Source organism: Flavobacterium sasangense DSM 21067 (genome assembly GCF_000686885.1).
Classification (GTDB): domain Bacteria; phylum Bacteroidota; class Bacteroidia; order Flavobacteriales; family Flavobacteriaceae; genus Flavobacterium; species Flavobacterium sasangense.
On the sequence record NZ_JMLU01000009.1, the window covers coordinates 55,501 to 70,544 of the forward strand.

14 protein-coding genes are annotated in these 15,044 nt (G+C 32.2%); 7 read left to right on the top strand and 7 right to left on the bottom strand.

The genetic code is table 11. The features are described from left to right. Nucleotides 1-4 precede the first annotated feature (4 nt). The 5 genes from BP92_RS0108445 to hpt all read right to left on the bottom strand — a co-directional run bounded on the left by BP92_RS0108445 (nt 5) and on the right by hpt (nt 5,876). Nucleotides 5-2,152 (bottom strand): S46 family peptidase, encoded by a 2,148-nt coding sequence (locus BP92_RS0108445; protein ID WP_026725662.1) that lies wholly within the window; start codon nt 2,150-2,152, stop codon nt 5-7. A 181-nt stretch (nt 2,153-2,333) separates the two neighbouring features. Continuing rightward, complete coding sequence (gene obgE, locus BP92_RS0108450) at nt 2,334-3,344, bottom strand: GTPase ObgE (RefSeq protein WP_026725663.1); 1,011 nt, start codon at nt 3,342-3,344, stop codon at nt 2,334-2,336. Between the two features lie 4 nt (nt 3,345-3,348). Next, entirely contained in the window at nt 3,349-4,623 is a 1,275-nt protein-coding gene (locus BP92_RS0108455; RefSeq protein WP_084329697.1) for a hemolysin family protein, read from the bottom strand. Nucleotides 4,624-4,742: 119 nt separating this feature from the next. Next, nucleotides 4,743-5,315 (bottom strand): adenylate kinase, encoded by a 573-nt coding sequence (locus BP92_RS17330; protein ID WP_026725666.1) that lies wholly within the window; start codon nt 5,313-5,315, stop codon nt 4,743-4,745. A 30-nt stretch (nt 5,316-5,345) separates the two neighbouring features. Beyond that, nucleotides 5,346-5,876, bottom strand: a complete 531-nt coding sequence (gene hpt, locus BP92_RS17335) for a hypoxanthine phosphoribosyltransferase (RefSeq protein WP_026725667.1) — start codon at nt 5,874-5,876, stop codon at nt 5,346-5,348. Nucleotides 5,877-5,984: 108 nt separating this feature from the next. Here hpt and BP92_RS0108475 point away from each other — a divergent pair, with 108 nt between their 5' ends. From BP92_RS0108475 to BP92_RS0108495, 4 genes are all read left to right on the top strand, one after another. After that, nucleotides 5,985-6,521 carry a hypothetical protein gene (locus BP92_RS0108475; protein WP_150111895.1) on the top strand — a complete coding sequence of 179 codons (537 nt, stop codon included), beginning with the start codon at nt 5,985-5,987 and terminating at the stop codon, nt 6,519-6,521. Between the two features lie 70 nt (nt 6,522-6,591). Then, on the top strand, nt 6,592-7,770 hold the full coding sequence (locus BP92_RS0108480) for a 5-(carboxyamino)imidazole ribonucleotide synthase (RefSeq protein ID WP_026725669.1): 1,179 nt from the start codon (nt 6,592-6,594) through the stop codon (nt 7,768-7,770). Nucleotides 7,771-8,112: 342 nt separating this feature from the next. Further along, nucleotides 8,113-8,595: a 5-(carboxyamino)imidazole ribonucleotide mutase gene (gene purE, locus BP92_RS0108490; protein WP_008254544.1), complete on the top strand. Its 483-nt coding sequence runs from the start codon at nt 8,113-8,115 to the stop codon at nt 8,593-8,595. Between the two features lie 160 nt (nt 8,596-8,755). Then, on the top strand, nt 8,756-10,780 hold the full coding sequence (locus BP92_RS0108495) for a M3 family metallopeptidase (RefSeq protein WP_026725671.1): 2,025 nt from the start codon (nt 8,756-8,758) through the stop codon (nt 10,778-10,780). Here BP92_RS0108495 and BP92_RS0108500 read toward each other — a convergent pair. Both BP92_RS0108500 and BP92_RS0108510 read right to left on the bottom strand, forming a co-directional pair. Beyond that, nucleotides 10,777-11,307: a hypothetical protein gene (locus BP92_RS0108500; protein WP_026725672.1), complete on the bottom strand. Its 531-nt coding sequence runs from the start codon at nt 11,305-11,307 to the stop codon at nt 10,777-10,779. The genes BP92_RS0108495 and BP92_RS0108500 overlap by 4 nt on opposite strands. Nucleotides 11,308-11,449: 142 nt before the next feature. After that, nucleotides 11,450-12,631, bottom strand: a complete 1,182-nt coding sequence (locus BP92_RS0108510; protein ID WP_026725673.1) for an AAA family ATPase — start codon at nt 12,629-12,631, stop codon at nt 11,450-11,452. Nucleotides 12,632-12,882: 251 nt separating this feature from the next. Here BP92_RS0108510 and BP92_RS0108515 point away from each other — a divergent pair, with 251 nt between their 5' ends. The 3 genes from BP92_RS0108515 to BP92_RS0108530 all read left to right on the top strand — a co-directional run bounded on the left by BP92_RS0108515 (nt 12,883) and on the right by BP92_RS0108530 (nt 15,036). After that, nucleotides 12,883-13,386, top strand: coding sequence for a GbsR/MarR family transcriptional regulator (locus tag BP92_RS0108515; RefSeq protein ID WP_026725674.1), 504 nt, complete (start codon nt 12,883-12,885; stop codon nt 13,384-13,386). Between the two features lie 397 nt (nt 13,387-13,783). Beyond that, nucleotides 13,784-14,695, top strand: coding sequence for a TIGR01777 family oxidoreductase (locus BP92_RS0108525; RefSeq protein WP_026725676.1), 912 nt, complete (start codon nt 13,784-13,786; stop codon nt 14,693-14,695). Further along, nucleotides 14,692-15,036, top strand: a complete 345-nt coding sequence (locus BP92_RS0108530) for a hypothetical protein (protein WP_026725677.1) — start codon at nt 14,692-14,694, stop codon at nt 15,034-15,036. The genes BP92_RS0108525 and BP92_RS0108530 overlap by 4 nt, the downstream gene beginning before the upstream one ends. The last annotated feature ends 8 nt before the right edge of the window (nt 15,037-15,044 follow it).

Below are 15,044 nucleotides of genomic sequence, written 5' to 3' on the forward strand. Positions count from 1 at the left end.
GAAATTACTTCACAATTGTCATTTCGTCTACAATGTGTTTAGCTCCTGAGAAATTCTCAATTACCCATAACACGTAACGAATATCAACATTGATAGTTCTTTGTAATTTTTTATCAAAGATAACGTCACCAGCCATAGCTTCGATGTTTCCGTCGAATGCTAAACCGATTAACTCACCTTTTCCATTTAATACTGGTGAACCTGAATTTCCACCTGTAATATCGTTGTCAGTTAAGAAACAAACGTGTAAAGATCCGTCTTTATCAGCATAACGACCAAACTCTTTTTTAGCATTCATTTCTAATACTCTTGTAGGTAAATCAAATTCTAAATCACCTTTTTTGTATTTTTTAACTTGACCTGCTAATGTAGTGTAGTTATTAATTGTTGCATCATTACGTTTATCAGCTGGTAAAGAACGAACTTTTCCATAGGTTAAACGTAACGTTGAATTTGCATCTGGATATTTGATTTCTCCAATTTTAGATTCTCTCAAACCTTCTACTAATAAACGGAAAGAGGCACCAAAATCATTTTGCGCTTTTATTAACTCATCACTTCTTTTTCCTAAATGAGTTATTAAATCATTTGATAAAACATATAATGGATCATTTACTAATAAAGCTTCTGTTGGTAAATCTAAAAATGCTTTTACTTTTTCTTTTGAAGTAAAAATACTTAAATCGAAAGCTGCATTAACATATTTAGTGAAATCACCATTGTTTTCTTTAGCTAATTTTTCTACCATTGGAGCTAAAGTATATCCTGCTTTTTTTGAATATAAGCTCAATTGAGCTGCTAAAATATCTTTCTCTGCTGGAATATATAACTCTTTACACATTTCGTCTACCATTTCTAAAATAGCTGGAGCCATTTCAGCACGTTTAGCAGCATCTGCTTTTACATAAGCATCTAATTGTCTTCCTAAAGTTCTTCCAATAGTTCCAAAAGCAGAAGTTCTGAATAATTGTTGTAAATAATTATCATGACGCGATTTCTCATTCGTCATTGCATAATATTTATTGATTGTAGGAACTACATTACCATATTTTGCTTTATTTTCTGGCTTATTAGCCCATTTGTGGAATTTAGCTTCTTGCGCTGCTTTCGTTTTTGCTGTACCAAATTTTGATAATGCATCAATCATTCCTTGACGGTTTTTCCAGTAGTTAGCAACTCCTGCAAATTTAGAAGCATAAATAAGGTTTAAAGCATCTGACTGAACCATGTATTTTTTCATGTTGTCCATTCCTGTTTTTGAACCTTCAACCCAAGCTGGATAAGCAAATTTTACGTTTTGCTCAATTCCACCTGCTGGCATCCAACGGTTAGTTCTACCTGGATAACCTAAAATCATTGCGAAGTCATTTTCTTTAACACCACCAATATTTACTGGTAAATAATGTTTTGGTTTTAATGGAACATTGCTTGTAGAATATTCAGCTGGATTTCCGTTAGCATCAGCATACACTCTAAACATAGAGAAATCTGCTGTATGGCGTGGCCATTCCCAGTTGTCAGTATCTCCACCAAATTTTCCTAAACTTTCTGGAGGAGTTCCTACTAAACGAACGTCTTTGTAATCTTGGTAAACGAAATAGTAGTATTCGTTTCCTTGGAAAAACGGACGAACAGAAACGGTATATTTTCCACCTTCGTTGTTTTCTTTTTCAATTTTAGCGATTTCAGCATTGATAGCTTTTTCTCTATCCGCTTCGCTCATACTTGGATTAACTACAGACAAAATTCTTTTTGTACAATCGTCCATACGAACGAAGAAACGTACATATAAACTAGATGGTTTTAATTCTTCTGCTCTGTTTTTTGCCCAATACCCATTTTTTAAATAGTTTTTTTCTGCTGAAGATAATTCTGCAATTGCATCATATCCACAGTGGTGATTGGTTAAAACTAATCCGTCTTTTGAAATCATTTCAGCAGTACATCCACCATTAAATTGCACGATTGCATCTTTTAAACTGTGGTTATTGATACTGTAAATTTCTTCGGCTGTTAATTGCAAGCCCATTTTTTGCATGTCGCGGTGATTTAAACGCTCAATGAACATCAAAAACCACATTCCTTCATCTGCTTTTACCGAAGCTGGCACAAGCATAATTGCAGAAACGACAAATAATAATAATTTTTTCATAATAAATCTGTGTTCTTTTGATTTGTGTGGCGAATATACTTAAAAATACGATTTCGTTAAAATTATCATTTCAAAATCAGTTTAGATTGAAGCAATTTTAACTTTTTATTATATAAACTGCATTAAAAACAAAAAAGCATCTCCAAAATGGAGATGCTTTTTCTTACTTTTTTATAGAAAACTATTTTGTTTCTACATTCAGCATTTGCCACAATTTGTCTTTCAACTCTTGTAAACCTTGTTGAGCAACCGATGAAATAAACATATATGGAGTTCCTTTTAATTCTTTATCCAGTTGTTTTTTCAATTCTGCTTTTAATTCATCGTCTAACATATCGCATTTTGAAATCACAATCAAACGATCTTTGTCTAACATTTCTGGATTGTAACGACGTAATTCGTCTAACAAAATTTCGTACTCTTTCTTAATATCATCCGCATCAGCTGGAACTAAAAACAATAAAGTTGAATTACGTTCGATATGACGCAAAAAGTAATGTCCTAATCCTTTTCCTTCTGCCGCACCTTCAATAATCCCAGGAATATCAGCCATTACAAACGATTGAAAATCTCTGTACGCTACAATCCCTAAATTAGGCTTTAAAGTCGTAAACGGATAATCTGCAATTTTTGGCTTAGCCGAAGTTAAAACGGATAATAAAGTTGATTTTCCTGCATTTGGAAACCCTACTAAACCTACATCAGCTAAAACTTTTAATTCTAAAGTAACATCTACTTCTTTTACTGGCATTCCTGGTTGTGCATAACGAGGCGTTTGGTTGATAGCACTTCTAAAATGCCAGTTTCCTAAACCTCCTTTTCCTCCTTCTGCCAAGATTTTCACCTCATCATGTTCGGTAATTTCAAACAAAACATCACCAGTTTCTTGATCTTTTACAACCGTGCCTAATGGAACTTCAATGTATTTATCTTCTCCATCATGACCTGTACTTCTTGAACTTCCTCCATCACCTCCGTGACCTGCACGCATGTGTTTTAAGAATTTCAAGTGAAATAAAGTCCAAAGATTTTTATTTCCTTTAATGTATACGTGTCCACCTCGACCACCATCACCACCATCAGGTCCACCTTTTTCAATAAATTTTTCTCTGTGTAAATGCGAAGACCCTTTTCCTCCTTTTCCGGAAGAAACATATATTTTTACGTAGTCTACAAAATTTCCTTCTGTCATTGTTTTATTCTTTTAAATTGGTAATTAAAACTTTATCAATTTTAACACCGTCCATATCGATAACTTCGAACTCTAATTTGTTCCAAATTAACTTTTGTCCTTGTTTTGGGATTACTCCTAATTCTGTTATGATTAATCCACTTACTGTTGTTACTTCGTAATCTCCTATTAACTCATCCATATCGAAATAAGTTAGGAAATCGTGCAACGAATAATGTCCGTCAACTAACCACGAGCCGTCTTCTCTTGCTACAATTTTAAATTCGTCTTCATAGAAATCAGCCGCATCTCCTACTAACGCTTCTAAAATATCATTCAATGTAATTATTCCTTGAAAAACACCGTGTTCATCTGTAACCAAAGCATAATGCACTTTTGAAACCTTAAAATTTTCCAATGCTTTATATGCCGACGTTTGCTCAATAAAATATACTGGTTCTTTAATTATCGATTTTAAATCGAAATTTCCTTTTTCAAAACTGGCAAACAAATCTTTCAACAAAACGATTCCTTCTACATCGTCTAAATTATCCGCACATACTGGATAAACCGAATGCAATTCATCTAAAACTTTCGCTTTGATTTCTTCAATGGAATCTTCGTAAGACAAATAAACAATTGAATTTCGGTGCGTCATTAATGAATTGACTTTTCTATCGCCAATATGAAAAACACGTTCCACAATATCTTGCTCAATTTCTTGAACTTCACCTACTTCAGTTCCTTCTTTTATAATGGCTTTGATTTCTTCTTCTGTAACTTTTCCGTCAGCTGTTGGTTTAATTTGCAAAAGTTTCATCAAAGATTCAGTTGAAATAGTCAGCAACCATATAAAAGGCATTGTAATTGTAGAAACTAATTTCATGGGAACCGCAACTGCTTTTGCAATTCCTTCTGGATAATTTAAACCGATTCTTTTTGGTAATAATTCTCCTAAAACTAGAGAGAAAAACGTTAAAATTACAACTACAATCCCAACCGCAATTGATTCTGAATACGGTTTTAAAGCTTCAAAACTTGAAACAAAATTTTGAACATCTGTAGTAATTTTATCTCCTGAATAAATACCCGTTAAAATTCCGATTAAGGTAATTCCAATTTGAACTGTTGATAAAAATTCGTTTGGAGAATTAGCTAAATCTAGAGCTGCCTTAGCATTTTTATTTCCTTTTTTAGCAGCAGTTTCTAAACGATTCTTACGAGCTGAAATCAATGCGATTTCCGACATTGAGAAAACACCGTTTAAAATAATCAGAAAGAGAATGATTAAAATTTCCATAGTTAAAATTATAAAAAAAGAGCTAAAATCCCAAATTACGGAAATAGCTCCTTTTCTGTGTGCAAATATCGAAAAAAAAATCGAAAGCCCGAAATTTATCTCAAAGGCTGATTTTTCTATTAAAATGTATCTAAAACTAAACTTAATCTTTCAGTCACTTCTTCAATAGATCCAATACCATCAACTGCGTAAAATTTGTGTTGCGCTTTGTAATAATCCATTAATGGTGCGGTTTTTTCGTTGTATTCTTGGTAACGATTTCTGATTTTTTCTTCGTCTTGATCGTCTGGTCTACCTGAAGTTTTTCCTCTTTCTAACAAACGTTGAACTAAGATTTCATCGTTCGCTTCCAAAGCTACAGTTGCAGTAATTTCTTGATTTTTACCCTCTAAAAACTTATCTAAAGCTTCAGCTTGTGCAATTGTTCTTGGAAAACCATCAAATAAAAATCCAGCTGCTTGCGGGTTTTTATCTACTTCGCTTTGCAACATTTTAATTGTTACTTCATCCGGAACCAAATCACCTTTATCCATAAAAGTTTTAGCTAATCTACCTAATTCCGTGTCATTTTTAATGTTGAATCTAAAAATATCTCCTGTAGATAAATGTACTAAATTATATTTGTGCTTTAAAAAATCGGCTTGCGTTCCCTTCCCTGCTCCTGGCTTACCAAATAATACGATATTGATCATTGTTTTGTTATGTTAAGTTGTAATAGTTAGTTATTCTGATAATTGATATACGTCTTTTAAATTTCTTCCTAAACCATCGTAGTCTAAACCATATCCTACGATAAATTTATTAGGAATTCGAATACCTACATAATCTAATTTAATATCTTTTGTATAGGCTTCTGGTTTTAAGAATAAAGTAGCAATTTTGAAATGTTTCACATTGTGATGCTTCATAATGGCTTTTAATTCTTCAATTGTATTTCCAGTATCTACAATATCTTCCACTATAATTACAGAACGACCTTCTAAACTTTGGTTCAAACCAATCAGCTCTTTCACCTCATTAGTAGTTTGTGTTCCTTCATACGAAGCCATTTTTACAAATGAAACTTCGCAATTGTGACTGTATTTTTTCAACAAATCAGCCACGACCATGAAAGCGCCATTCAAAACTCCAATAAAAACAGGAACATCATCACAAAAATCATCTTCAATTTGTTTGGCCATGTTTTCAATTGCGAAGTTAATTTCCTCTCCCGAAATAAAAACTTCAAATTTCTTATCGTGTAGTTGTATCACTTTGGTTAGATTTAGAAATAAACAACAAATTTAAGAAAGTCAAATGAATAGCTACAAAGTATTTCAACTTTTTTGCAAATTTGATATATTTACCAAATGAAAAGCCAAATGTATCAGAAAATCGAGGCAAGTACTTGCCATGTTGCTAGCCGGAAAATGGTTAGTAATTTTGCTATGAAAGATGAAAATCATCTAAAAGAAATGATACAACTTGCTTTTGACACAAAAGATGAATTACATGTAAAAGCATTTTGGAGTTTGGATTTGGTTTGCGAAAAGAAACTGAAACAATTTGTTCCTTATATTGAGGATTTCTGTACTATTCTTCCAAAAATAAAAGATGATTCTGCATTACGACCAGCGACTAAAATCGCTTTCTTTTTAGCGAAAAGTAATCACAGAAAAAACGGTATTTCTCTCACACAAGAACAAGAACACAATTTAATGGAAGCCTTAATTGACCGCTTGATTCAAGACGAAAAGGTAGCCGCAAAAGTGTATGCCATGAAAGCCCTTTTTGTTTTGGGAAAGAAATACGATTGGGTTCACGATGAATTAAAAACGATTATTTCTCAAGATTATTCGAATCATACCGCGGCTTACCAAGCGGCAACACGAAATCTTTTGAAAAAACTCAACAAGTAACAAATTGTTAATTATCAATTGTTAATTATCAATTGTCTGAGTATCTTTGCGCAAACAACAACTACAACAAATGAATTATTTTTCTTCTGATTTTAAATTAGGAATTTTAGGAGGAGGTCAATTAGGAAAAATGCTTTTGACCGAAACTCGAAAATTCGATATTCAAACTTTAGTTTTAGAACCAAGTGAAGAAGCTCCAGCAAGATACAGTTGCAATGGATTTTACAAAGGCAGTTTAATGGATTTTGATACGGTTTACCAATTTGGTAAAATGGTCGATTTGTTAACTATCGAAATTGAAAATGTAAATTTAGACGCTTTAGATAAATTAGAAGCAGAAGGATTACCGATTTACCCATCGCCAAAAACCTTACGTTTGATTCAAAACAAAGGAAAACAAAAAGATTATTACGTTTCAAACGATATTCCAACTTCGCCACACCAACGATTTGTTGACTTAAACGATTTGAGAAACGCTTTAGCCAAAGACGAATTAGAATTTCCTTTTGTATGGAAATGTGCGCAATTTGGTTACGACGGAAATGGCGTTAAAATTTGTCGCTCAGCATTAGATTTGGTTAAACTTCCTGATGTAGAATGTATTGCCGAAGAAATGGTACCGTTCAAAAATGAATTAGCAGTAATTGTAGCGCGTTCGGTTTCTGGTGAAGTGAAAACGTATCCAGTAGTAGAAATGGAATTTCATCCTGAGGCCAATCAAGTAGAATATGTAATTTGTCCAGCTCGAATTGATGAAAAAGTTGCTCAAAAGGCTACGGAAGTTGCATTAAAAGTTTCGCAAGCGTTTCATCATATTGGATTATTAGCAGTGGAAATGTTTCAAACAGCAGACGATGAAATTTTGGTAAACGAAGTCGCTCCTCGCCCACATAACTCTGGACATTATTCGATTGAAGCGAGTTATACTTCACAATTTGAAAATCATTTACGTGCGATTTTAAACTTACCTTTAGGAAACACCGATAGCAAAGTTGCCGGAATTATGGTAAATTTGGTAGGTGAAGAAGGTTATTCTGGACAAGTAGTTTACGAAAACATAGAGAAAATCATGGCAATTGATGGCGTAACTCCACACATTTACGGAAAAAGAGAAACACGACCTTTCCGAAAAATGGGACACGTTACCATCGTAAATGAAGATATGACGGAAGCGAGAAAAATTGCGGAGGAAGTGAAGAATTCAATTAGAGTAATTAGCAGCCCCCTAACCCCCAAAGGGGGAATTTAAAACCGAATTGAAAATGATAAAAAAGATTTTAAAGATTATTTTTTATACCACAATATTGTTTTGTGTATTATCATTTTTGTCATTATCATTTTCCATGATTTATTCAAGATTTAACAATATATCTCCCAATTTAACAATTGGATTTCCTTTTGAAATGTATTATCAATTCGAAGTTAGAGGAGAATGCGATGAAAGAACTTTATTACACGGAACTCATTTTATAAACATTTTATACAATATGATTATCTGTTTAATTTTTTCAGCATTAATAAACAAAAAAACAACATAAAAACCTACTCACCCCTAGTAGGAATTCCCCCTTTGGGGGTTAGGGGGCTAAACATGAGCAAAGTAGCAATAATAATGGGCAGCATTTCGGATATGCCGGTAATGCAAGAAGCCATCGACATATTAAAAGGATTTGATATCGAAACTGAAGTAGATATTGTTTCGGCACACCGAACACCTGAAAAATTATTTGATTTCAGTAAAAACGCGCACGAAAGAGGCATCTCAGTAATTATTGCTGGAGCTGGTGGTGCGGCTCATTTACCTGGAATGGTTGCTTCTATGTCGCCACTTCCTGTAATTGGAGTTCCTGTAAAATCAAGTAATTCTATTGATGGTTGGGATTCTGTTTTATCGATTTTACAAATGCCTGGAGGTGTTCCTGTAGCAACTGTTGCTTTAAACGGAGCAAAAAATGCTGGAATCTTAGCCGCACAAATTATCGGAAGTTCTGATAAATGTGTGTTAGATAAAATTATCGCCTACAAAGAAGGTTTGAAACAAGCGGTATTAAAAGCTTCGGAAGGATTGAAATAAAAACAGAAAACCCCGATTTATTACTAATTCGGGGTTTCTACTCACAATTAAGTGACAACTATAAAAAAATTCTACTCTCTCTCTGATTTGGGGCAAAAAGGATGTTCCTACATCATTTCATCGACAAAATTATACACTTTATCGGTAAAAACAAATTTTTATGACACTTTTTTTAAAAAAATTTACAACAAAGTACAATACAGCACCTTTTGGTAAGATTAATCTTTCAGATTACAAGGAAGCTTTTGAAAAAACCATTGAACTTGCTCGTGCTGAAATCGATAACATCGTAAAAAACACAGAAGCACCTACTTTTTCAAATACAATTGAAGCTTTGGATTATTCTGGAGAACAATTAGATCGTTTATCGAATATTTTCTTCAATTTGAATTCGGCAGAAACTTGTGAAGAAATGCAAAAAATTGCGCAAGAAGTTTCGCCTTTACTTACAGCATTTAGTAATGATATTGCTTTGAACGAAGACTTATTCAAACGAGTAAAAGCAGTTTATGATCAAAAAGATACTTTAACATTAACTACCGAACAAGCGACTTTACTAGATAAAAAATTCAAAAGTTTTTCTCGAAATGGAGCTTTACTGAATGAAGAAGATAAATTAAAATTACGCGAGATTGATACCGAGTTAGCCAAGATAAAACTGACTTTCGGAGAAAATGTTTTGGCAGAAACCAATAACTATCAATTACATATTACTAATGAATCCGATTTAAAAGGTTTACCTGATGGCGCTAAAGAAATGGCAGCGAGTTTGGCAAAATCAAAAAATTTAGAAGGTTGGGTTTTCACTTTAGATTTCCCAAGTTATTTACCTTTCGTAACCTACGTTGAAAATCGTGAATTGCGAAAAGAAATCGCTATTGCTGCTGGAAAGAAATCGTTTCAGGATAATGAATTCGATAATAAAGAAAACGTAAAACGCATTGTGGAATTACGTCACAAACGTGCGAATTTGTTAGGTTATCAATCGCATTCGCATTTTGTTTTAGAAGAACGAATGGCTCAAAATCCAGAGAAAGTACAATCGTTTTTGAATGATTTATTAGAAAAAGCGAAACCAGCGGCTCATAAAGAATTTGCTGAATTAACAGCTTTCGCCAAAGAATTAGACGGAATTGACCAATTAGAAAAATGGGATGGCGCTTATTATTCGGAAAAATTGAAACAAAAATTATTCAGTTTGGATGATGAGTTGTTGAAACCGTATTTCCAATTGGAAAATGTATTGAAAGGCGCTTTCACAATCGCAGAAAAGTTATTCGGAATCACTTTCAAAGAAGTTTTTGACATTGACAAATACCACGAAGACGTTCAAACTTTTGAAGTTTTAGATTTTGAAGGTAAATTAGTAGCTGTTTTCTATTCGGATTTCTTCCCGAGAAAAGGAAAACGAAATGGTGCTTGGATGACATCCTACAAACCACAATATATTAAGGACGGAATCAACGAACGACCACATGTTTCTATCGTTTGTAATTTCACACCACCAACCGAAACGAAACCATCATTATTGACTTTCAACGAAGTAACAACATTGTTTCACGAATTTGGGCACGCTTTACACGGCATGTTAGCGAATACAACGTATCCAAGTTTATCAGGAACTTCTGTTTATTGGGATTTTGTGGAATTACCTAGTCAAGTGATGGAAAACTGGTGTTACGAACCCGAAGCATTGGCATTATTTGCCAAACATTACGAAACGGGTGAAATTATTCCGCAACAATATGTAGAAAAAATCAAAGAAAGTGCTAGTTTCTTAGAAGGAATGGCAACGTTGAGACAATTAAGTTTCGGAATTTTAGACATGGCTTATCATGGAAAATCACAAACTATTGCTGATGTAAAAGCCTTTGAAAAACAAGCAATGGAGATTGCATCGTTATATCCAGATGTAGAAGAAAATTGCATGAGTACTTCGTTTTCACATATATTCCAAGGCGGATATTCTTCAGGCTATTACAGCTACAAATGGGCTGAAGTTTTAGATGCCGATGCGTTTGCATATTTCCAAGAAAAAGGAATTTTCAATAAAGAAGTAGCCACCAAATTCAAAGACAACGTGCTTTCAAAAGGTGGCACCGAATTACCAATGGAATTGTATAAAAAATTCAGAGGTCAAGAACCGAAAGTGGAGGCTTTGTTGAAGAGAGCGGGGTTGATTTAATTATCAAAAAAAATAAGTTGTTCATAAAACTTGTTAAAACTCAAATTATTTCTGGCATACTTAGGCAAATCTTTCTTCTTTGAAAAAGGTTTGCTTAAGCTATGATATTTTTTGAAAACACTCTTCTCAGACATAGATTTAACTTCACTCTTAGACAACTTTTTATTGAATTCGTACTCAAATTTTTGTTTTGGATTTGTAAACTTTGATGTGTTATCAAAAAACCTAGTTAACAACCAAGCTTCTATCTCTTCAACACAAACTGCAAATGCAGTTCTTGAATCAAATTTGCCTCCAAGCCATTCATTAATTTTCAAACTAACATTATCAATAACCAACTCACAGTAGTTATGATTATTAGATTTTATTGGATCTATAACATCATAGCCTTTTTCATTTCGTTCTGCAGAATCTATTTGAACAATAAATATACTTTCATCATGTAATTCTAAGAAAATTTCAATATCTTCATGATTCAAACATGTCCTTTTAACACCATTCCAACCGCCAAATTCATTTTCATTCATTTGAAATAAATCTGTTTGATCATATTCGTATTAAGGTGAAAAAAATTTTATATCACACATATCAATATCTAGACTCCCTTTTAATATGTTCGAAAGAACCGCTAAATCACCTCTTCCTTCTGCAACAATAATAGCCTTCATACTAAAAATTAGAATTAGACAACCCTCCTAAATAACCACGCATCCATAACTCTGAAAGTTTAAACTTACTATCTTGTAAACTAGGTTTAAATTTAATTGGTTCAACTATTGTTTGTCCATCATCAGCTCTTTTTACAACAAACAATTTTTGATTTTCATCAAATAAATTAATACCATCAAGAACCGCAGGATTGTGAGTTGTTATCAATACTTGTTTATCATGAGAACTAGATAACTTAACAATAGAAGCAATCAAATCTCTACAAAGCTTAGGATTTAATGCAGTCTCAATATTATCTATTGCAAAAAACTTTGGCGTTTTCTCACTAATAAATAATGCTAAATAAAATAATATATGTAATGCTCCTTCATTTGCGTTTTCTGCTGAGAATAGTTTATTATTTCTTTTCATAAATCTATCTGTGAAATACAGATTTGAATTACTTCTCCCTAACTTGTGTCCCTTGTACTTCAATAAATCATTACCATCTAATTTTATTTCTTCTAACCAAGAAATAAAATTATAAGACATTAACTCTTCAAGTTGTTCATCTGAAAAAGTTGAAAGTAAAACATCCAATCCCTCACCAAAAATCCCCAAGTACTCTCTTTTGCTTTCACTTGATATACCTCTTAAGGCATTCGAATTAATATTATAAATAACATAATCAAGAACATTTTCCCCGTATAAATCTGTAAAGATATTTCGATTTACTGATGGTAAATACTTGTTGCTTAAAAATCTTTCAAAATCGTCAAAATCGTCAATTTGCAAGTCTTTCTGACTTTTAAAATGCTTCAATGTTAATTTTAAAAATGTATTTTGAAAAGCCAAATTCTCCTCATCAATCCATTTTGAATATATATCATCCGGATTATCATTTATAAAAACAGATTTAATTTTTGTTCCATCCAAATTTTCAAGTTCAATTATAGATTTCTTTTTTAATTTATGCTTTAGAAAAGAATTGAAAGTTAAAGATGGCTTAGTTACTCTTACACCTCTATTAAACAATTTTTCAGTTGTCAATTCATCACACTTAGAAGCTGCCAACATTGCTACCGCTTCCAAAACATTAGACTTACCAGAACCATTTTCTCCGATAAAAACATTAACTCTACCTAAATCTATATCTTGCTTTACAATTGATTTGTAATTTGATATTGAAATATTTTTTATCATTAGATCTTTTATTTTGATAAACAAATTTAGGTTATTTTCTATGACCGTAAAAAAAATAACAAAAATTTATAATAAAAAAACATTTGATAAACCTTCTGAAATTCTTCCTATTCACCAATATTATATATTTTTTGGTGAACATATTCACCAATATTAACCTTTTTAAAACTCACAAAAAACTTTCATTTTTTTTTGAAACTTTAAAAACTTTTACTTAACTTTGTCCTATCAAAATGAAATAATTCTAAAAAATGGAATTCAAAGAAGCAAAAAATAAATTCGTTCAAACCTGGGGAGCTTTAGGTTCTCAATGGGGCATTAACAAAACCATGGCACAGATACATGCGTTGTTAATGGTTTCGCACGAACCTGTTTCTATGGAAGACATTATGGAAGAATTACAAATTTCGCGCGGTAATGCTTCTATGAATTTAAGAGCGTTGATGGATTGGGGCATCGTGTACAAAGAATACAAAGCAGGCGAAAGACGTGAATTTTTCACCGCAGAAAAAGATTTAGATGAATTGGCAGTTAAAATTTCAAGAGAAAGAAGCAAACGTGAAATCAAACCCGCTTTAAAAGTTTTAAAAGAAGTTTCTACAATAAAATCTGATGGAACCGAAGCGGAAAAACATTTCGTAGATCAAACCACAAAATTGTACGACTTCGTATTAAAAGCGGATAACGTTTTGGATAAAATCACAGAATACAAAGACAATTGGTTAGCAAAACTGGTGGTAAAGATTATGAAATAAAAAAAATTAATTAAAACTTTCAATTATTTCTGAAAGTTTAAAAATACAGATAATATGAAAATAATTAATAAAATCAATAAAGCTCTATTAATAATAACGATAATATTAGACTTTACAATTCTATTTGGTTTATATGCGCAGATTATACTTGGGTTCACTCAACTGTGTATTGCTCTATATATTTCATTCAACTTTAAAAGACTTGAGAAAAAACTCAAATATCAAATTATAAATTATTGGATTTATGTTTTCTTATATTTTTCCTTTTCCACTTACTTGTTTTTAGAAGAGAAAAGTATTTTAGACAATTACATAATATTGCTTACAACTATAATGATCCTACCAATGACAATTGCAATATATTTTACAATCACATTAAATAAAATAGCAAAACAAAATGAAAAATAAACTAATCATAGCAGCAGGAACCGGATTCTTAGGAAACGTTTTAATCCAACATTTCAAAAATAAATTTGAAGAAATTGTAATCTTAACCAGAGGAAAATCTGAAATTAAGAACCAAATCAAATATGTAAATTGGAATGCTAAATCATTTTCAGGTTGGGAAAAAGAATTAGAAAATGTAGATGTTGTCATAAACTTAGCTGGAAAATCCGTTGATTGTAGATATACCAAAAAAAATAAAGCCGAAATTTTAGCTTCAAGAATTGATAGTACCAAAATTTTAAACGAAGCCATTTTACAATGCGAAAATCCACCAAAACATTTTATCAACTCATCAACTGCAACTATTTATCGCCATTCAGAAGATAAAGAAATGGATGAATATACAGGAGAAATCGGGAATGACTTCTCAATGAACGTTGCTAAAACTTGGGAAAAAACATTTTACGAAGTTGTAACACCAAAAACATTAAAAACTGCGATTCGTACTTCAATTGTTCTTGGCAAAAATGGTGGTGCTTTTGTTCCATTAAAAAAATTAACGCAACTTGGATTAGGCGGAAAAAACGGAAATGGAAGACAATTTGTTAGTTGGATTCATGAAAAAGATTTCGCTAGAGCTATTGAATTTATAATTGAAAAGAAACTTTCTGGAAGCATCAATGTTGTTTCTCCAAAAGCCATTCGCAATGAAAAATTTATGAAAAAACTTCAAAAAGCAATTGGAGTTCCATTTGGATTATCTATTTCAAAATCAATGTTGGAATTAGGTGCAAAAATCATCAAAACTGAAACCGAATTGGTCTTAAAAAGCAGAAATGTAATCTCAAAAAGATTGACAGAAAACGGATTTGAATTTGAATTTGGTGATTTAGATAAAACGTTTAAAAATCTATTGTCATGAACCTCAACATCATCGCCTATCTCATCTATTTCAGCATCACAGGCATTATCATTGTGAAAGTTGGAAGAATTTGCTACAACAATGGAAACATTTTCGTTTCGCAATTGATTCCCAATCATGAAGACTTGTGTCATAAAATAAATCAATTGCTTTTGGTGGGCTATTATCTGTTAAACATTGGTTATTGTGCGATGACGATAATTTCTTGGGAACAAATTGAAAGTATCACGCAACTCATTGAAGTGATTACCTCAAAATCGGCTTTCATTATTATTGCGATTGCCGTGATGCATTACATCAACATTATTTTATTAACGAAATACATCAAAAAATTAATTTAAACACTCGT

Bases quoted from the DNA above. Each gene is read 5' to 3' on its own strand.
- BP92_RS0108445 (WP_026725662.1), bottom strand. From the start codon at position 2,152: ATGAAAAAATTATTATTATTTGTCGTTTCTGCAATTATGCTTGTGCCA.
- obgE (WP_026725663.1), bottom strand. From the start codon at position 3,344: ATGACAGAAGGAAATTTTGTAGACTACGTAAAAATATATGTTTCTTCC.
- BP92_RS0108455 (WP_084329697.1), bottom strand. From the start codon at position 4,623: ATGGAAATTTTAATCATTCTCTTTCTGATTATTTTAAACGGTGTTTTC.
- BP92_RS17330 (WP_026725666.1), bottom strand. From the start codon at position 5,315: ATGATCAATATCGTATTATTTGGTAAGCCAGGAGCAGGGAAGGGAACG.
- BP92_RS0108475 (WP_150111895.1), top strand. From the start codon at position 5,985: ATGTATCAGAAAATCGAGGCAAGTACTTGCCATGTTGCTAGCCGGAAA.
- BP92_RS0108480 (WP_026725669.1), top strand. From the start codon at position 6,592: ATGAATTATTTTTCTTCTGATTTTAAATTAGGAATTTTAGGAGGAGGT.
- purE (WP_008254544.1), top strand. From the start codon at position 8,113: ATGAGCAAAGTAGCAATAATAATGGGCAGCATTTCGGATATGCCGGTA.
- BP92_RS0108495 (WP_026725671.1), top strand. From the start codon at position 8,756: ATGACACTTTTTTTAAAAAAATTTACAACAAAGTACAATACAGCACCT.
- BP92_RS0108500 (WP_026725672.1), bottom strand. From the start codon at position 11,307: ATGAATGAAAATGAATTTGGCGGTTGGAATGGTGTTAAAAGGACATGT.
- BP92_RS0108510 (WP_026725673.1), bottom strand. From the start codon at position 12,631: ATGATAAAAAATATTTCAATATCAAATTACAAATCAATTGTAAAGCAA.
- BP92_RS0108515 (WP_026725674.1), top strand. From the start codon at position 12,883: ATGGAATTCAAAGAAGCAAAAAATAAATTCGTTCAAACCTGGGGAGCT.
- BP92_RS0108525 (WP_026725676.1), top strand. From the start codon at position 13,784: ATGAAAAATAAACTAATCATAGCAGCAGGAACCGGATTCTTAGGAAAC.
- BP92_RS0108530 (WP_026725677.1), top strand. From the start codon at position 14,692: ATGAACCTCAACATCATCGCCTATCTCATCTATTTCAGCATCACAGGC.